We start from the raw sequence: 19,001 nt of genomic DNA on the forward strand, positions 1-19,001 counted from the left end.
AATTTAATGTCTAATCAATCTAAAAAGGCAGCATAAAGAAGTATATAAATTTTGTCTCAAAAATAGTTGCAAGTTCAATTCTAACTTCAAAAAAACTTCAATATTTATTCCTTAAAATACAAAAGAAGTTATTATATTTGATTTGCAAAACGAATCAAAAACCTACATTTTCAAAGTGAGTAATTCGGTGAGTAGCCTGAACTTCAACTTTAAAAAATGTTGATAAATAAAGAGATTTAAAGAGACGGTTCGAATCCCTCCTACTTACCACTTTACTTGCAACGGCATTGGTTACTTGTAATATGGTAAAAGCAGAAATTTCAAATCATACATCTCAGGGATTTATTCCTCAATGCCTAATACGCTCATTCCTTTAGCAAAGAATGAGATGATGGTGTTTTCCAAACCATCGATAAAGTCTTTTGGGAACCAATAAGGGTATTTTATTCTTTGTTTTCTTAGTATGAATAGGCAGAGGCAGAGCCTCAAATATTATCCTAATCTATCCATCCAGACATTAATATCCTCGTTAGACGGAATGTTTAACTTTTTTCTCAATCTGTTTTTTCGTATCTGAACAGCACGAGGAGTCACTGCTGTATAAGCAGCAATTTCTTTTGTAGAGAAATTTAGTTTAAGTAAGGTACAAAATTTTATGGTATCGTTATTAATATCGGGATATGTTTCCAACAAATTTTTGTAGAAAAGAGGATATAGTTCTCTAAAACGATTAACAAATTCAGGGCTATTATCTTTAGCTAATAGCAAAATCTCATCATTAACCTTATTTTTAATTTTCTTTAATTCTTCTTCTTTTTCATAAATTCTTTCATCCGTCAATATTCTTTCATCTCTTTCTTTACGATAGTTTTTAGAATACCTGAAGAGAAAATAAGCTATAATACATAATATTAGAAAAATGACAGCTATAATTAAATATAATTTTCTTTTGGTTTCATTTGCTTTTTCTGAGATATCTTTCTTTATTACTTCAGAAGCCTTATTTAAGCTCTTTTTTTCAGCCAATGAAATACTGTCTATTAATTTAGAATATTTTTTACTATAAAGTAATGAATTTTCTTTGTCTCCCATTTTTTCATAAAATTCAGAAAGTACCTGATAGGATTCTTTCATGGAGAAAGGGTCTTGTATTTTTTTCGCTTCGGCCGCTGCTCTCTTATAATAAAAAAGAGCACTGTCAGGCTGTGCCTTTTGATCATAAGCTCTTCCTATCATTTGAAAAAATTGTACTGTTTCTAGGTCATTTAAACTTTGAAATTTCATTATTTTATATAGATAGGATAATGCTGAATCAGTCTTTTTAGCTTCCAAAAAACTTTCACTTATATTTTGATATTCGAGCTTTAAAAGTGCTTCTCTAACCTTTTCCTTCTGTATCTTTTTATATTGAGAGATTGCATATTTTTGATATTTTAAAACTGAATCAATTGGCTTATCCATTTCTTTTCGCAACTGCCCCTTGAAACTGAAAAATTCTCCTCTTGCCTGGAGCCGTATATCTCCTTTTAATTTTGAACTCAATTGGTAAGATTGATTTAATGAATTTTCAGCATCCTTATAAAAACCTAACATGGAATAAGAATAAGCTTTATCTTCTAATGCCCCTATTTTATAGTAATAATTATTAGCAACCTTGATTGGCATATTTTCTATTTGCTCCGTATACTCTAATGCTTTATCATATTGTCCCTTTTGAAGATATATTTCACAGGTGAGTAATAAGGAAATGATCTTTCCTTTTTCATAATTAATATTCTCCGAAGCTTTATAAATGGTATTGAAAAAAGTTACATTTTTATTCAGGTCCCAGTCTCTGTTGATTAGGCTTATATTATTTAATAAGCTATCTATTTGTTTTTGAGAGTATTGCTGACTTTTAAACAAAGAAACCGAAATTATAAATAAAAAATTGATGACATGAAATTTTTTCATTTCTTTTTTTGATTATGGTTTAAACAATAATAGGTAATGTATTTTGTACATTATTTTATAAGATTGATTGATACTTCTTACCTATTTGTTTATAGCTGAAATTCTGATATTGTAATAGGATTTATTGGAAAATGGTTTGGCAATGTGGCAAAATTTTAGTGTAAAATTCAATTGAATTTCTACAATTGCACCTTACACAAATACTTTATAGAAACATTTTATCTGCCATATTGCTAAACCGATAATATAGGTAGCTTTTTCTACGGTTTTGGTTGTACATCGAAATTGACCATCCAATTAACGCCAAACTTGTCAGTAAACATCCCAAAATATGCTCCCCAAAATGTCTGATTCATTGGCATAGTAACCTGCCCACCAAAAGAAAGTGCATTGAATAATTTATCGGCCTCATCTCTACTTTCAGCATTGATAGAAATAGAGAAGTTATTACCTGCTTGATAATTTGAAGCCCATTCCCCACCTGTGTCACTTCCCATTATGCAGGTTTCTTTACTGATAGGTAATGCCACGTGCATAATTTTGTCAGCGTCTTGTGGCGGAATGGGTTTGCCGCTGCTAGCAGGCATATCTTTAAATCGTCCAATGTATGGAAAATCTCCACCAAATACTGATTTATAGAAATTAAATGCCTCTTCGCAATTGCCATCAAAGGTTAGATATATATTTACTGTTGCCATAATTTTATCTAGTATTATTAATTTACTATCCTTGCATTTGTTGGGACTCTTCATAATTAGGGCCATATAATGAAGGGACCTTATTTCCTGTAGCTCTCAAATGCGAAACTAATTCTCCTCTATGATGGTATAAATGATTGTACAAAAAACCTCTTATTACCTGAACTTTTGGCATTGCAGGAAAGCTGCTCTCACCATTCATTGTCATAGACCAGGTGTTCATATACTGAGATTCATCAGATTTTTCAATTGCTTCCTGTGCAGCTTTTACGTTGGTTTCAAATTTTTCTAAGATATTGGTTACTTTGCTGATGTTGCCTTTGTCATAATTGTAAGTACTCATTTCAAAAGCATCCTGATTGAAGGTAACATCGTACCAATTATACACTTCAGCAATGTGTGAGGCCAGTTCTCCTACCGACCAAAGATGGGGTTGCGGGCGATATTCCAAAGCACTGTCCGGAATCATTGATAAAAGTTTTCTGGTGTTTTCAGCCTCATGTTGAAATTCACCGAGTAATGCTTGTTTGATCATTTTATTGAATTTTAAAGTTAGAAATTATTTATTTTTGTATTTAGGTTAAAGTTATAAATTTAGTTTTTTGCAAAAATAATTTGTTGCTTGGTTTTTAAAGTTACACATAAGCTATATTATTTATACCAAAAACTTTTTTTTCCACTTCGCCACAGTATTTCTACTAAGGCGAAAATGATTGGCAAGCTGAGTATTGCTGAGATCATTTTTTTTCTGATATTCTAAAATTTCAAGAATGGTGAACCTATCATACATGCGGTGCATTTGATCAAAAGCTGTACTCTCTCTATCCTTTGTGCCAAATAATGATGAGTTAATTCTTATAATGTCTAAAGTAGTAAGCTCATCCTTCAAAAGAAGAGGAAGAAAATCATCTTTTCTTTCTGGAAATTTATTTTCTATTAAATCAGAATAAATTTTAGTATAATTTGGCTTGGTCATTATTTGGTATATTTAAGAGTTTCTTTTATATTTCGCTAGCCATTTATAAAGGGTAGTTTTGGGAATTCTATATTCTTTTATAATCTCATTTTTTGTTTTTTTATTTTTTTCTATTAATTCTAATATGAAATCTATAATTTCCCGGTTGTATATATTTTTCCTAAATTGTGGGAGAGAGGATTTATTATTATTTTTCAATATCCTATTATACTGAATATTTCCTTGAGGGGCATACAAAATGAGATGCTGAGAATACAATCTAAAAAAATCATATTCCAGTAATTTGCTCCATTTCAAAATAAGGTCTGAATCCAATGAATTTTGGTTATACACCTTTTCAATTTCTTCCTCCGTGCAATTAAAAAAATTGCAGATTCGTGAATATTCTATATCACATTCTTTAACTCTGGAATGAATTAAAGAGCCTATATGAATATTTTTAAATGATTGTGGCATTTGATGAACTATTTGAAACTATGGTAATCTCTCAACTTCTAATAACATATTACTAAAGGTTCCTGTTCTTGTAGCTCCTGACCCATCGAAAAATGCTTCTTTCTGAATTTGAAAAGTGATTTGGTCACCAACTGTTAAATTTTCCAGTACTGTACTGGATTTCGAAGCGCTAAAAGTACCTGCCCCATTAACCGGAAGATGAAAGTAGGTTAATGAAACCTGTGTACTTCCATTTTTGATAATATTAATTTTAGCCTTGATATGTGGATCGTTTGGAGCTCCTGAATTCTTTTTGAAAACACCACTTGGTGTAATTAAGTATGTTCCGGATTGATTAATCGTTATGCTATTTAGATTAGTTGAAACAATCCCGTTCCCAGAATCTTTAATAATGCCGGACGGATTAATGGTAATCGCCTGAAATGTTGTTCCGCTAGTAGGAGTAACTGTATCCGCATAGCCGATAATACTATAAGTACGGGGAGCAACAGTAGTGATTAAGCTAGGTTCAACCCATTGTACCCCATCAAAATGAGTATATAATTTGAGATCTTTATCATATACTACCAATCCTGTTGCAGGATTTGGTATTGCATTTTTCTCGGCTGTTGTAAGACGAGGCGCTAAAAGACCTTTATTATCTGAAGTAATATCCAGCACTGATGAATTATCGGGAGTTGTTGTATTGATGCCGACCTGAGCCTTTATCATGAGGATGAAAAGGGTCAATAGTATACTAAATTTATTTTTCATGTTAATTTTTATTAGTTTTTATTCCAATACTTTAATAACTATATAAGGCTGCTGAATATCATGAGGATCATTAGCCTCAATAGCAGCTTCTTTTTTGTATATAAGTTCAAACTCTTCCGAAGAAGTTGTATCAATAACATTTTTTATGGTGATACTGTTGACAGCATCTGATAAGCCTGGTAAATCTATATATCCAACCATAGATTTTGATGATGAAGCTGATTGCAATGTTAATGATACTTCTGAATTATCTCCTGAGGAAGATCCCGCATTTTGTCTTCTGGCGTATGCATAGATATTAATCTGATATTTCCCCGGTCTTATAAACTGCACACGATTTCCATTTAATATGATCCAATTTTGAGGATTATACAAAATAGCAGAAGGAGCCAAAACTCTGGAGGTTCCTATATGTCCGGTAAATCCTGCAAACTGGATAACAGAAACAATACTGGTATTCAGTGTTTCCGTTCTTGGAAAGCAAGCCCATTGAGAATTTGCAAAAAGCATCATGCATTTAAAATCAGTATCAAAAACCTGTAATCCTTCAGCGGGGTTTGGAATGGCTAGTCGTTTGATGGTTGTCATTCTTGGATATAAAAGCCCTTTGTTAGTAGATGACATCTCTAAAACAGCAGAGACATTTGGCATTGTAGTTCCAATACCCACCTGAGATTTAACAGCATATATACCCAATAAAAAGAATAGTACAGAATATATTTTTATTGATTTCATTGTTATTTCCTTATAATTAATATATTTTCATAGAAGCCTAATGCATTTGAATCATTAGATGCAGTATCAGTTTTCCAATAGTTTAAAGTAATCTTATCTCCCACAACTAAATCTTCTACTAAAGTATAGGTCATGCTATTGGCATTAGCGACTGGGGTTGCCGGAAAGGCGCCAATAGCAGAATAAGATTCTCCAATGGGAGCTCCGTTCTTAAGTATCTGGACAATTCCGGAAATTTGCGCACCCATATTTGCCCCAGTGCGCTTCATATATCCTACAATTTCAATGAAATATCTTCCTGATTGAGTAATTTCAACGGTATTTGTATCAAATACATTAGCAAAGTTTGCATCGTATGAATTATAGGTACGTTGAAGACCAGTAAAGAAATTACTGACCAAATCAGAGCCGGCCCCGGAAGGGGTTACGGCATCTGAGAATGTATAAATCTGTGTGGAAGTAGTAAATACTGTTTTATTAGTCCTGGTCCAGCTTACTCCATCAAAATAGTATTTAGCTGCTTTGTCAATTGCATATATTTCAAGCCCTTCTGCTGGATTAAGAATTGCATTCCTTTGAGCTTCGGTCATTCTTGGTATTAGAACTCCTCCTTTATTAGAAGTTATGTCAAGAATAGCTGATGAGTTAGGGGATACTGTATTGATTCCTATTTGGGAAAAAAGAAAAATTGGTGAAAAAATACCCCCAACATTTAATAATAATTTCAGTTTTTTCATTGTTTTATAATTTCTTAAATGACTCAAAATATCCTTCCAATTTGTGTTTTATTTTAATTAGGTACTGGTACTGCTATAATGTCCAAAATATCACGTACACCTGTACCAAATGTTGCTCTAATCCCAGTGTTATCACTTGGTCCGGCATATACTACTGCTTGCAACCCTACAGAATAGGTACCTGCTGGTAAGACAATACTTCTTGTATTATTAGGATAAAACCATCCGCTAGCGTAGTTTGCAGCTGTACTAAAGCTGGCAGATTGTGTGGAAATATTGGTATTATTTGTAAAAATTCCCCCTCCGTTTATCCAATATAAGTTGGCACCATATAATTTGGAACGATTATCACTAAGAGAAGAACCATTAGCAGCTACGATATTGCTTACAGAAAGAGTATAGGTAAATGTTACCAGAGATTTCTGATTTAGGGTAAACGTTTTACTTGTCATTAATTGGGTCGTCGTATTATCATCAGTAGCACTAATCGTTACCCCCGAACCTGTATAGGCATCTATGCCATCCGCTCCTGCTAATACTCCGGAATAATTATAATACATCCTTACCCATTGTCCCCCGGTCCCTTTTGATAGATCAAAATAATAATAGCCTTTCTCCAGCACATTTACTGTTTTATTAGTAGTTTGTGATACGGTCAGAGGAATAGTAACATATACGATTGTCCCATCTTGTAAAGCTGTGTAAAGATTGTCTTTGGCTTTTAGCTGATCGCCTGTCAGTCTTGGGGCAATAACACCGTCAATTGCAGATGCATCTGCTGGCTTTCCGACAATATCAAAAGTCGCGTGAGGTGCGTTTGTATTCACTCCCACCTGGGCTGATAATAAAAACGAAATTGGAATAGCTCCAAATGCTAGAAATTTTTTCTTCATAATTAATGTATTAATGTGTTCTTTTTTAATTTTTATTTAATTAGCAATATCTATTACTGTGGTATTTTTTATAGCCTATGCTTTTTAAGGTTTCCAGAAACTCCAAACACTACCATTGAAAACAGCGAGCTGCTTTGCTGTGGTATCATAAACCATCATTCCTGCTGAAGGATTGACAATATCAGAATAAGGTACTTTAGGCAAAATCATCGCTTTGTTACTATCTTCCAGGACCAGAATTCCCGGAGTGGAAGTTGGAATTCCAATGGATACTTTTGCGGAGGAATTTTCAATCAAAGGATCCTGCAAAGAGGTATTTAAAATACCCGTTGTATCTACACTAAGGTCTTTCCAACCTGAGGCATACTTTACCTTTACTTTTTTGTCAGAAGTATCATAAATAAGGGTTCCGTTCACTGCTCCCGTAACACCTGACGCTGAAAAAACCCAAGGTAAAACCAACCCCCTTGGTTCAGTATTTGCAAACTCCAAAGAAACGGAGGGACTTGAAATAGAGGTTTTACCTATGGCTATCTGAGAGAACAATAAGCCTGAAAAAATTGCAAAGGCTGTTATAAATATTTTTTTCATCATTTTTTCTTTATTTTATTTTTAGTTTCCGCTGCCACTGTTGTTTCCTCCTGATGTCGGAGGACAGGTCGGAGTATTAAAACATTTCCAACCGGTAGAAGTTCCGTCTATATTGATTTTAAGACAATCTGCCTGGATGTCATAGACCATCATTCCCTCTATGGGATTTGGAATAGCTTCTACTTCAGCTGTTGTGGGAACCCTGTTTACCACGAGCCCTTTGGTTTTGGCCTCCAAAACAGTCCATGCTCCAGTCCTTACCATAGGCCAGTTCCCGTTGCCAGTTCCTGCTCTTCCCAATGCTGTGATGCCGTGGTTGGATGGTAATGAAGTTCCGGCTGTTGTTGCCGGTCTATAGCACACGGCCTGTACATCAGTATCTGTAGCGGTATTATTCGCCAAATCAATATCAGGAAAGGTGCTTGAAGGAACCGCAACCGATACCGTATTTACCAGATCACCCATATATAGTGAAGGTATATTAATGGTAACAGTATAGGTAACGTTCCCTCCCGGAGGAATAGAAACTACATCATTAATTGCCCCTGTTTGTGTGCCAACAACATTGGTGGAGCTTCCCGAAGAAGCTACCGCAGTATAAGAGACATTACCTGCAGGAATTCCTACAGGAACTGCATCGGTAACCGTAGCGCCAGTAGCGCCAAATTCCCCTATATTGCTTACGACAATTGTATAAATATTGGTGGTTCCCGGAGTATATTGCAATTTACCATCGGTTTTGGTTACCGATAAATCTGTAGGAAATACAGCGACAGCATTCACACAGTTTGCCCCATCATTACCAAATGCCGAAATGGAAGACGAAATCAATGTGGGAACACCTGTTGTCTTATTAAACTGATAGAAACCTAAACCGTCATCGACATTCCCAAAAATATTTCCATTTGAGTCAGAATACATTGCGCCTACAAACGTACTTGCGAACGCAGTATTTGTACTTCCTATATTGGTAACGGCACCGGTTGCAGGATTTACAGAAACCAATACATCATTCGTTACGTCAAATCCATAGAGCAGACCTGTGATTTTATCGTAGGCAAAATCATTTAATGCCAATGTTCTTGCAAGGGTAGTGGATGTTACTGTAAGAGTCGTAACATTTATCTTATATAAAACGGAAAAATTGAAACTCAATACATAGAAGTTTCCGCTATCATCAAAAGCACCGGCATTATATCCTCCGATAGGAAGCCCGGTTACTGCACCCAGATCTACTGTCGTTCCATTAGCATCCGTTATTACCAAATGATTGGTATTTCCTGCATCCGTTCTGATGCCATAGATATAATTATCTACAGTATTGTATCCCATTGCATTGACCTGATATCCTGAATCCGTGGTTCCTAACAGGCTAGTTGTAAAAGGATTTGTACTGCTGTTAAGCGTATAGAAAGAGGTGGGTCCTCCGTTTGGATATTGGGATAGATAAAAGGTTAGGGGACTGCATGTGAAAGGAGCAAGTGCTTTTATTCCAAAATTTTGATTGACAATATTATCCGATTGGGTAGCTAATTCAATAACTCCTAAAGTTGCCCCTTGAGGAGCTGTATTAGAAGGGTCTGTTATATCAGCAGTATTAATCCAGTACGTAGGGAGAGATGGACCTGCTATATAAGTACTTCCTAAGACAGGATTATTGGTGGTAAGAATAATTTTGTAGCCAGTGGTGTTCAGCGTAAGATTGCTTAAAGTATAGCTGCCCGTGGAAGCATCCACTGAAGAAACATCCAGTACCATGTTGGATGAATCTACTAATAACGCATATAACCCTCCTGCATCGGTATACTGTTCAGTCCCATCAATGATTCCATTGGCATTCATATCATTCCAGACATTACCGGAAACATTAAGCAAGTAGAACATTCCATTTAAAATCAAATCAACTCCACCATTGGTATCATTGGTTTGCAGTGGAAAATATGCTGGGTCAAGATAACTGTTCATTCCAATACTTCCTGCTGCACCCGGAAAATCAAGTCCTGCAGCGGAAAAACCGTAAAAATAATCCCCTACTTGTAACCCTAAGTCCTGGAAAGTGAAGAATAAGCCATTAATATTTTGTGAACCATTAGTATTGTCTGCAGAGGGATTACTGGCAGAAGTACTTCCGTTTAATGTCCCATCCATATCCCACTCTCTGAAAATAACAGCAGAGGGAAGAGTGTAAACATTGGTGCTTGGTGCTGACAGACTGGCAAAAGCTCCACCATTGATACTTTTTTGTGTCCAGGTATTATTAAGTTTAATAATGTTCGAATATTGGAAATTGGTTCCTGATCCTGTATTGCTTCCTCCTGAAATATTTTTTATGGCAGAAAAAACCACTCCATCGTCGTTGCTGTTCCTGTTAGCGATAACAATACCTCCACTCGATATATTACTTGTAGTGATCCTGATAGGGGAAGGATAGATAAAATCCACTCTTTCTATATTATTGGCATTTATATTTCCACCCGGATTAGTTGCCTCGACATTGACAAAAGTATTGTCTATTCCTGTATTGATATATCCGTTAAAAAGTACATTTACAGCGGGCTGATCGGTAGAGTTTACTGTTCCGGGATAAGTGGTTACAGCATTTACAATCCCATTAGTGGTATCCAAAGAACCTTCGGCATAAAAAATCTGCCTGTCATTCCATGGGAGGGGCTGGGTGCCACTTCCTGAACCTTGTAAACCACTCAATGCATTTCGCCTTAGTATCACTTGCGGCCTTATGCTAAATGGATAATACATATTTCCATTTGCCGTAACGCTGGTTACCCGCACGTTTTTAGTTCCGTAGAAGCTATGTGTGTAACTGGTTCCTGTACTAAAGGGAGCAGGTAAGAAATGAGGGTTTTGAATGGCAGTACTGTAAGATGTACTGCTGCCTGTTGTAATAACTGTAGCAGCTGTAAAGGCAGTTTGGGCATTTACATGGCTCAATTTGAAAAGAAATATAATGCTCATTAAAGCAATTATATTTTTTTTCCACCAGTTTTCATGAAGTGTACTTGAGGGATTAGGAGAATAGCATTTATGCCAACTTGAGCAAATGTACAAAGCCGAAATAGGTATTCTTGTAATCATCACTAATAAATTTTTTTTCATCACTTAGTTTGTCTGCACAAATCTAAAAGACAATTAAATTATCCCCTAAAAAACACCTATCACAAATATATCTCAATATTTTATCGTATTGAATATCAATAAGATAATTTTCCAATGATTTTTTTTCAATATTTTATAAGCTAAATCGCTAACCATATTGAACTGCTGGTTTCTATTTTTAGAAGGCTTATGTGTGATGTTGTTTTGACAAATAGGATCAGTTTAAGCCAAGGAAAACTCAAAGAAAATAAAGAAGGTTGTTCAAAATTGGATTAAATTGTAATTATTTTGATGTATTGAATTATATAATAGATATAATATATTAGGTTGTTTATATCTATACATTTCCGAAAATTGGAATTTTATTGAGAGGAAGAACTTTGAAAATCTGGTGATAAATTCTCTCTATAGTTTTTAATATCTCAAAAATATCTCATCGTCTATATTCAAAGGGCGTCAACCAACTAAACTTTTTTATGTATTTATATCTATTAAATTTCAAATCATTGTTAATCATAAAGTTGAAGTAAGTTTTCCTTGTGTTTTGGAAAATGTAAAAAGACTACAGAGAACTATAAAGGAATTTATCGGAAAAAGTTCTCTGTAAAATCTTTATTATTAATAAAATTTGTGTTTTTATATATACTATAATTTTATAAGCTTTTCAATGACCAGGCAATAATATTGGCCATCAAAATACCAACACCGGAGTCATTTCCGTTTGAAGAAACAGGATCACATTTGAGAGGTTTTCTTCCCCTTGTTCCTCCTACAGAAGAAGCTGTCATACAAGCAGGTCCGATATTATTTGTTCCACCGAAAAAAGGAGCTCCATCAGCAATGACAAATACATTTTTATTTTTTACCTTAAATACGCCAACCTTTGAAGTCGGCTGAGGAATGCCTCCAACCAAACCGTCTGCTGCAATGATCTGAACATTAGAACTTGTACTTAGCTTTGCATATGAAAATGAATTTGAACTAGAAGCATGATCTACAAACCTATGAATGCCTGCCTGCAATGCTCCAAATGGACCATTAATGAATGGACTATTAGCTGATTCTGTAGTAATATAATAGCAAGGCCCAGCAGCATTTGTATCGCCATTTGAACCTATGGTACCAATAACATCGCCTGTAGTTAATATTATGTCGCCAATAAGTTGATTAAGTAAAGACAATTTTCCGGCTTGTGAGTAACCTTCTGTAAAGAAATAAAGATGTTTTTTCGGGGTATTGGCAAAAGTTACCAATGCAGCAATTTCTGCAGGAGTTAAATCAACACCAGGACGAAATGATACCCCAATAATATCATAATCCAGAAAATTAATCGAAGCAAAATTTGTATACGAAATTTTATCAGGAACTAAAGAAGATCCATCCGTCTGAATTGTGGATGAAGGAAATGGTCCAAAATTATCAAATGAATTAAAAAAATCTGTAAATACAGGTGTCGCAAATGTAAATGTGGCATCCTGCTCATAAGATAATAGTTTCACACCTGAAAGTGGTGGTATATCAGTATTCCCTTCACACAGAGAATGCCATTTTGTAAGGTTCCAGAATTCATAGCATTTATTGTCTGTATTATAGATCCATAATCCATCAACGGAAGCATCTGTTGTTCCAGGATTGATGGCATCTCTCTGTGCCGTCGTTAATCGCGGAAACAGTACACCTGTATTGTTGTTTTTTGAAATGATATCCAAAGTAGATTTCATATTTGGAGTTTCGGTATTGATACCCACTTGGGAAAATACAGTACCAAATAAAAATAATGTGGTTGCAGATAACAATTGTTTTCTCATTTTTATGTAATTTTATATTTCTGTTTTATTTATGATTGATTTTGTAGAATTAATTTCATCTTGCGATATATTATGAAATGAAAATCAATTAATACTTCCTATTATATTCTAAATATTTGTAACTTGACATGGCAAAGATAGTCAGTAAAAGCAATCAGAATTTTCAAGTATAAGTCAATTTTCAAAAAACACTAATGTGATAGCCAGCCGAAATTTTATGGAAAAATCTGTAGATACATTAAAACGTAAACTTATAGCGGACTATGTGTATTTAAAGTCTGTTGTATTATTGGGATATGCTTTGGTATTTTACTTTATAATTAAGGACAAGTTTTTTGCAGTCTGTATATTTGCATTTGGCGCTATCATAGTTTACACTTTTATGATCATTCGTAAAAATTATAATGTAAAAACACTTGTACATCTTTATCTTACTTATGCCCCATTATTTGCAGCATTTATTATGCTAGGCTTTTGGAAATATTCTGCAGCTACGTGTATGTGGCTTTTACCTATTCCTTTTGCCGCTCATATTCTTTTAGAGAAGAAATATATTTACGTTTATTCAGCTTACATTTTATTGATAATAATTTCCGTAAGTATTTTGACAAAATTTCACGATTTTAATTATTTCAGTCTCCAAAATATAGAGTATATGGTTATTTCTGATTCTTTCGTCGGGATTGTGAATATTGTGGTTTGTTGTCTTCTGCTATATTACAGTGAAAAAATAAAAAAAATAGAGACTGAAGAAAATGTTTTAAACAAAATGAAATTTTCTGAAAATACGGAGCAGAAGCAAATAGATGTAAATTCTACATTAATTCGAGAATATTCTGAGCTTGAAAAAAATAATATGTTATCCTCTGAGAATCTTGAAAAATACGTTACTTTATTTAATCAAGTAAAAAATGTTGTAGAAGAAAAGGGACTTTTTAAGGAAGCAGATTTTTCAATCTCGCAATTATCTAATGTTTTAAAAATCAATAATTTATATATTGCAAAATCTATCAAAATAAGCGGATATTCAAATTTTAATTATTATCTAAATACTTGTAGAATTCAAAATGTAAAAAAACTGATTCAAGAGAATGATCTTAATAAAATCACATTGATGTACATTTACACAGCAGCTGGCTTTTCTAATCAAACGACTTTTAATAGGGTATTTAAACAAATTGAAGGGATGACACCGAGAGAATATATAATGAAATTAAAAGAAGAAGATAATAATGTAAATCAACCATAATTATTAAATTTTCATCTTTAAAATGCACTTTTGCAAGATTACCGTGGTCAATTTTAGTTTATTTTCATGGCATAGTTTTAATCAACGATTAATTTGAAAGTTTTTATAATTTTTCCGTTTTGTGTAAGATAGATCAAATATGAACTCTGAATTGGTAAGTGATTAACGGATTTTAATACAATGCAATTTTAGTAGGATCTATAAGGAAATCTTTTATATCAATCGAAAATTTTGAATTTAGATTGATACTTTCTTCTTCTTGATCTTTTAATGAACTTACTGCAAAAGTAAAATGGATATTGTCTGTATTATCAAAAGCACTAATAAAATCAACTTTGCTAAATATTACATAGTTTTATCTTTCAACACCCTGAATTTTTTATGATTTCCCCATCAGCTTTTTTTAGAAATATCGAATAAACAAGAAGCAAAATTCTTGGATTTATCACCTACTTTTGTATTCTTATGGTGTAATTTGTTTTAGTAATTTTGGAACCAATAAATAATCCTCATGTAGAGTCTCAAGATTTCGCTTCGAATAAAAGAAAAATAGATAGAAATCTCATTTTTTGTAATATTTAATTTTAGTTATTTTACACAATCTTATCACTGAATTTTTGCCTTAAATACTTCATGTCCTCGCTTACTTTGCTGTCCAAAATTTTAGCATAATGCTGAGTTGTCCTCATATTTTTGTGACCAAGCATTTTACTCACACTCTCAATGGAAACTCCATTGGATAAGGTAACTGTTGTCGCAAAGGTATGACGTGCTATATGATAGGTTAATTCTTTATTGATACCACACAGATCAGCAATTTCTTTCAAGTAGGCATTCATTTTTTGATTGCTGAGAATAGGAAGTAATCTTCCACTATTTATACAGGCTGGATGATTCTTATATTTTTCAATGATACATTCTGCTTGGGCAAGCAATGGAATGTTAGAGGTTGTTTTCGTTTTTTGTCGTTTAGTAAAAATCCATCGGGTTCCATCTAATCCAATATTGATGTTGTTGGTAGTTAACTTTTGAGTATCAATATATGCCAACCCTGTAAAACAACTGAATAAAAAGATATCTCTAACCAATGATAGCCTCACATTTTTGAAATCTTTGGTAGAAAGTTTTTCTAACTCCTGCTCATTAAGAAATACTCTTGTTACTTCATCAAATTTTGAATCATAATTCATAAATGGATCTTTTTCCAACCAACCATGATTCAAGCAAATTCTGATGATCTTCCCAAAGTTCATAACATACTTTACGGCTGTATTGTTACCACAAAGTTTTTCAGTTCGTAGAAAAAATTCAAAATCATTGAGAAAGGCATAATTAATTTTCCTAATATCAATATCAGCAATGTCATATTTCCACTGCAAAAATTCTTTGGTATGGCTTAAGCAGGTTTTATATCGGGTTAAGGTTCCCTTAGCATACTCCTTCCCTACTAACTTCTCCATTCTGTCGTTATGATCCTGAAATATTGGGATCAACATTCGATTTTTTTGATCTCTGCCCAATAGTCTGTTCTTAATAATTTCACAGCTTACCGGTTCACTTTCTCTTATTAGTGCATGATAGGTATCATAAACTTTCTGCTCAAATGTCTTAAGATAAAAATTTAGCGATTTGTATTCTTCCGAAGACCCTTTTACACTTTGAGCCTGGGAGTTCCATTTAGAGGGTAATACAGTCCGTTTTGTACTGATTTCAGAAATTTTTCCGTCAATAGTAATTCTCATGTAGATGGGTGCTTCTCCCTGAGTGTTGATTTTAGCTTTTTTGAGATAAAAAAGCAGGTTGAATGTCTTATTCATATGTGCCGTTTTTAAAAATTTCAAATTAAAATCATTAAAAACTTCCCACAAGATGTTCAATTTCTGAACAAGCCCATGAACAGGCTTTTTTCTTACTTTTCAGTGACCTTTTTTAACCTTTTCAACAGGTCACTGAATAGGTCACTTTCAGATTGTGGTTTTTTAGCTCCATTTGGAACAGACACAAAACAAAAAATGCTGTAAAACATCTATTTTACAGCATTTTGTACTATTTTAATTAAATAGTTGCGATCCGGACGGGACTCGAACCCGCGACCTCCGCCGTGACAGGGCGGCATTCTAACCAGCTGAACTACCGGATCTAATTTTTTTAAAGTAAATTATAAAACTTTTGCGATCCGGACGGGACTCGAACCCGCGACCTCCGCCGTGACAGGGCGGCATTCTAACCAGCTGAACTACCGGATCATTTTCTGTTGTTGTAAAGAACGTTGTTTCTTTTTTGTGATTGCAAAATTACACCTTTTTTCATTCCCTGCAAATTATTTGTTAAAAAAAAGCCTCCCGAAAACGGAAGGCATTCATTATCAAAGTTATTTTTTTACAAGTGTGCGCTTAATTTTTCAGCGATTACTTCTTTTGGAGTCACACCTACTAATTTATCAACCACTTCACCGTTCTTAAAAATCAGAACTGTAGGGATATTTCTGATGCCATACTGCATTGAAATTTCCTGGTTGTTGTCTACATCAACTTTTCCTACCACTGCTTTTCCTTCAAAATCTGATGCTACTTCTTCGATGATTGGTCCCAAAGTTCTGCATGGTCCACACCATACAGCCCAGAAGTCTACCAATACCGGCTTATCTGATTTTAAAACTGTGTCCTGAAATGAGCTGTCCGTAATTTCTAAAGCCATTTTGTTTCTTTTATTTAAATTAATATTATATTTCTATTTCTATCCTTAATTGGATATTCAAAATTACGCTTTTTAAGCAATAAGACTATCTATGCTCAACATTTGTTTTTTCTATAGCAAAGTCTTTTGAAATATCTTTCAAAGCTTCTACCAGCGCATCTATCTCTGCTTTTGTCGTCATATGGCTGAATGAAATACGTAATGGCGTACAATGATCCATCTCATCTTCAGTAAGGACCATCATCATGACCATGGAAGGCTTTGATGCTCCCGAAGAGCAGGCACTGCCCTGAGAAATAGCAATTCCTTTCATATCGAGCTGAAGTCCAATTAAAGGGTTTTTATAAGGAAGTAAAGCACTTAAAACTGTGTAAAGACTGTTTTCCTTCTCTGCGCTTCTTCCATTAAATTTAATCCCCGGAATTACAGCAGAAAGCCTTTCTATTGCATAGTCTTTAATCTCCTGCATATGATTGGTATATTCTTCCATATGCTTCAAAGAAAGCTCCAAGGCTTTGCCGAGGCCTACAATACCGCTTACATTCTCTGTTCCGGCTCTCAAACTTCTTTCCTGAGGCCCTCCTGTAATAATTCCCCGCATTCCGGTCGCTTTCCTGATAAAAGCAAAACCTACTCCTTTCGGTCCATGGAATTTGTGGGCACTGCATGAAGCAAAATCCACCATGATATCTGAAAAGTCCAGATTCATATGCGCCATTGTCTGTACCGTATCTGAGTGGAAAAGCGCATTATTGGCTTTGCAGAGCTCAGCGATCTTTTTGATATCTGCAATATTTCCTATTTCGTTGTTGGCGTGCATTAAGCTTACCAGGGTCTTTTTATTCGAAGCTTTTAACAGCTCTTCCAGTTTATTAAGGTCGATATCCCCTTTTTCGTTAGGACGGATATAGTTTACCTCTACTCCCTTTCTGCTTTTCATATCCAGAATAGTCTCAGAAACACATTTGTGTTCCAGCGGAGTACTGATGATCCTTTCCACTCCAAGGTGTTCAACACTGGATTTGATGATCATATTGTTTGATTCTGTTCCGCAAGAAGTAAAGATGATCTCTGCAGGAGTTACATGAAGATAATCCGCAACCTGCCTTCTCACATTTTCAATAAGGATCTTTGCTTCCTGGCCAAAACTATGGGTAGAAGAAGGATTTCCGAAATTCATTTTCATGGTGCTAACCATGGCATCTATGACTTCTTCTGAAAGAGGAGTTGTTGCCGCGTTATCTAAATATATTTTGTTCATTTTTATTTTGAATATTTTAATTCTACTGAGGTAAACTGGTAATCTGAAGGAACAGCAAAAATAAACCAAGGGTTTGAAAGCATCTGAATTTCCATTCCGCCTGACGGTGTTTCGGGAACCTCCACATAAAGGATATTATTTTTCACAGTGGTACTTTTAATCGTACCAATCGTATGGCTTCCCGATCTGAAGCTACCCATATTATACAGAACCACTTTTTTGTTTTTTGGAAATTTCGGATAGTTTATGGATGGTTCTTTGCCCAACTCAACAAGACCGAAACTTCCTTTGATAACATTACGGAATTCCTGTTCATCCTTAATGATCTTAAATCCGGCTTTGTCCGCGCCGCCTTGTGCCTCGGAAACAAGCAGTTCAGTACTTTTCTGCATTCCTGATGGTTTTTGAGACGGCGTAGCTGCACAGCTCATAATGATTGCAGTACATAAAATAAGCAGTCCTTTCATTTTTACATTTTTTATCATCCAAAATTAGTGAAAAAATTGGTAATGACCTTCATTTGCCCATTTCAGCATCTGCCGATCCCCGGAAGTATCTCCGAAAGCAATAATTTTATCGTATTTAGAGTCGCTTATCTCAGCTTTTATTCTTAGAAGTTTTTCCTTTCCATTGCAGTTTTTGCCAATGAAATTTCCCGTAAAAATACCATTTTTAAACTCTGCACGGGTGGATACAAGCTCCATTTTCAGTTCTTCAGCAAAAGGTTTTACCCATATATCCAGAGAAGCAGTTACCAATAAACTCTGTGTATTATCCCTATCGATATTTTTTATAAAGTCAAGAGCATTTTCTCTCACGATCTTTGGATAATGCTGTTCAAAAAACTGTTTGGACTTCATCTCAATCTTTTCCTGTGTCTGTCCTTTCAGAATAGATCCTATAAAGCTTTTCTTTACTTTTTCGGTCTCGGCAAGCTTCAGTTTCAAGAGGATGAAAAGAGGAATGTGTCTTAAAAATTGCATCCTGAATTTTGTAGAATCATAGAATTTAAGATACATGAACATGGTATCCTTATACGTCAGGGTTCCGTCAAAATCAAAACAATACAATTTTTTCATT

The 19,001-nt window shown here is 34.5% G+C and carries 18 protein-coding genes and 2 tRNA genes; 1 reads left to right on the forward strand and 19 read right to left on the reverse strand.

Annotated features, from left to right (window positions below; translation table 11 throughout):
- Positions 1 to 492: 492 nt before the first annotated feature.
- The 12 genes from V6R96_RS16070 to V6R96_RS16125 all read right to left on the reverse strand — a co-directional run bounded on the left by V6R96_RS16070 (position 493) and on the right by V6R96_RS16125 (position 12,714).
- The gene (locus tag V6R96_RS16070; protein ID WP_336379541.1) at positions 493 to 1,953 is read right to left on the reverse strand and encodes a hypothetical protein; all 1,461 of its coding nucleotides are present in this window, start codon (positions 1,951 to 1,953) and stop codon (positions 493 to 495) included.
- A 260-nt stretch (positions 1,954 to 2,213) separates the two neighbouring features.
- The gene (locus tag V6R96_RS16075; protein ID WP_336379542.1) at positions 2,214 to 2,651 is read right to left on the reverse strand and encodes a VOC family protein; all 438 of its coding nucleotides are present in this window, start codon (positions 2,649 to 2,651) and stop codon (positions 2,214 to 2,216) included.
- Positions 2,652 to 2,676: 25 nt separating this feature from the next.
- A complete protein-coding gene (locus tag V6R96_RS16080; RefSeq protein WP_336379543.1) occupies positions 2,677 to 3,186 on the reverse strand; it encodes a DinB family protein in 510 nt (169 codons plus the stop codon).
- A gap of 120 nt (positions 3,187 to 3,306) precedes the next feature.
- On the reverse strand, positions 3,307 to 3,627 hold the full coding sequence (locus tag V6R96_RS16085; RefSeq protein ID WP_336379544.1) for a helix-turn-helix domain-containing protein: 321 nt from the start codon (positions 3,625 to 3,627) through the stop codon (positions 3,307 to 3,309).
- 12 nt (positions 3,628 to 3,639) lie between these two features.
- On the reverse strand, positions 3,640 to 4,083 hold the full coding sequence (locus tag V6R96_RS16090; protein ID WP_336379545.1) for a transposase: 444 nt from the start codon (positions 4,081 to 4,083) through the stop codon (positions 3,640 to 3,642).
- A gap of 18 nt (positions 4,084 to 4,101) precedes the next feature.
- Positions 4,102 to 4,836, reverse strand: a complete 735-nt coding sequence (locus tag V6R96_RS16095) for a hypothetical protein (RefSeq protein WP_336379546.1) — start codon at positions 4,834 to 4,836, stop codon at positions 4,102 to 4,104.
- Between the two features lie 18 nt (positions 4,837 to 4,854).
- Complete coding sequence (locus V6R96_RS16100) at positions 4,855 to 5,571, reverse strand: hypothetical protein (protein ID WP_336379547.1); 717 nt, start codon at positions 5,569 to 5,571, stop codon at positions 4,855 to 4,857.
- Between the two features lie 2 nt (positions 5,572 to 5,573).
- Positions 5,574 to 6,308, reverse strand: coding sequence for a hypothetical protein (locus V6R96_RS16105; protein WP_336379548.1), 735 nt, complete (start codon positions 6,306 to 6,308; stop codon positions 5,574 to 5,576).
- Between the two features lie 53 nt (positions 6,309 to 6,361).
- Positions 6,362 to 7,135 carry a hypothetical protein gene (locus V6R96_RS16110; RefSeq protein ID WP_336379549.1) on the reverse strand — a complete coding sequence of 258 codons (774 nt, stop codon included), beginning with the start codon at positions 7,133 to 7,135 and terminating at the stop codon, positions 6,362 to 6,364.
- A gap of 150 nt (positions 7,136 to 7,285) precedes the next feature.
- A complete protein-coding gene (locus V6R96_RS16115; RefSeq protein ID WP_336379550.1) occupies positions 7,286 to 7,795 on the reverse strand; it encodes a hypothetical protein in 510 nt (169 codons plus the stop codon).
- Positions 7,796 to 7,813: 18 nt separating this feature from the next.
- Positions 7,814 to 10,765, reverse strand: a complete 2,952-nt coding sequence (locus tag V6R96_RS16120) for a DUF11 domain-containing protein (RefSeq protein WP_336379551.1) — start codon at positions 10,763 to 10,765, stop codon at positions 7,814 to 7,816.
- A 794-nt stretch (positions 10,766 to 11,559) separates the two neighbouring features.
- The gene (locus tag V6R96_RS16125; RefSeq protein WP_336379552.1) at positions 11,560 to 12,714 is read right to left on the reverse strand and encodes a hypothetical protein; all 1,155 of its coding nucleotides are present in this window, start codon (positions 12,712 to 12,714) and stop codon (positions 11,560 to 11,562) included.
- 217 nt (positions 12,715 to 12,931) lie between these two features.
- Here V6R96_RS16125 and V6R96_RS16130 point away from each other — a divergent pair, with 217 nt between their 5' ends.
- Positions 12,932 to 13,963: a helix-turn-helix domain-containing protein gene (locus V6R96_RS16130; protein ID WP_336379553.1), complete on the forward strand. Its 1,032-nt coding sequence runs from the start codon at positions 12,932 to 12,934 to the stop codon at positions 13,961 to 13,963.
- A 593-nt stretch (positions 13,964 to 14,556) separates the two neighbouring features.
- Here V6R96_RS16130 and V6R96_RS16135 read toward each other — a convergent pair.
- The 7 genes from V6R96_RS16135 to V6R96_RS16165 form a co-directional block, all read right to left on the reverse strand.
- Positions 14,557 to 15,780 carry a site-specific integrase gene (locus tag V6R96_RS16135; protein ID WP_336379554.1) on the reverse strand — a complete coding sequence of 408 codons (1,224 nt, stop codon included), beginning with the start codon at positions 15,778 to 15,780 and terminating at the stop codon, positions 14,557 to 14,559.
- Positions 15,781 to 16,029: 249 nt separating this feature from the next.
- Positions 16,030 to 16,103, reverse strand: a tRNA-Asp gene (locus V6R96_RS16140).
- Positions 16,104 to 16,135: 32 nt separating this feature from the next.
- Positions 16,136 to 16,209 (reverse strand) — tRNA-Asp (locus tag V6R96_RS16145).
- A 133-nt stretch (positions 16,210 to 16,342) separates the two neighbouring features.
- Positions 16,343 to 16,660: a thioredoxin gene (gene trxA, locus V6R96_RS16150; RefSeq protein WP_047099031.1), complete on the reverse strand. Its 318-nt coding sequence runs from the start codon at positions 16,658 to 16,660 to the stop codon at positions 16,343 to 16,345.
- Positions 16,661 to 16,745: 85 nt separating this feature from the next.
- A complete protein-coding gene (locus V6R96_RS16155) occupies positions 16,746 to 17,921 on the reverse strand; it encodes a cysteine desulfurase family protein (protein ID WP_336379555.1) in 1,176 nt (391 codons plus the stop codon).
- Positions 17,922 to 17,923: 2 nt separating this feature from the next.
- Positions 17,924 to 18,388: a hypothetical protein gene (locus V6R96_RS16160; RefSeq protein WP_111956233.1), complete on the reverse strand. Its 465-nt coding sequence runs from the start codon at positions 18,386 to 18,388 to the stop codon at positions 17,924 to 17,926.
- A 24-nt stretch (positions 18,389 to 18,412) separates the two neighbouring features.
- Positions 18,413 to 19,000, reverse strand: a complete 588-nt coding sequence (locus V6R96_RS16165; protein ID WP_111955984.1) for an HAD family hydrolase — start codon at positions 18,998 to 19,000, stop codon at positions 18,413 to 18,415.
- Between the last annotated feature and the right edge of the window lies 1 nt (position 19,001).

The sequence above is a fragment of the Chryseobacterium sp. CCNWLW53 genome, assembly GCF_037083525.1.
Taxonomy (GTDB): domain Bacteria; phylum Bacteroidota; class Bacteroidia; order Flavobacteriales; family Weeksellaceae; genus Chryseobacterium; species Chryseobacterium lathyri.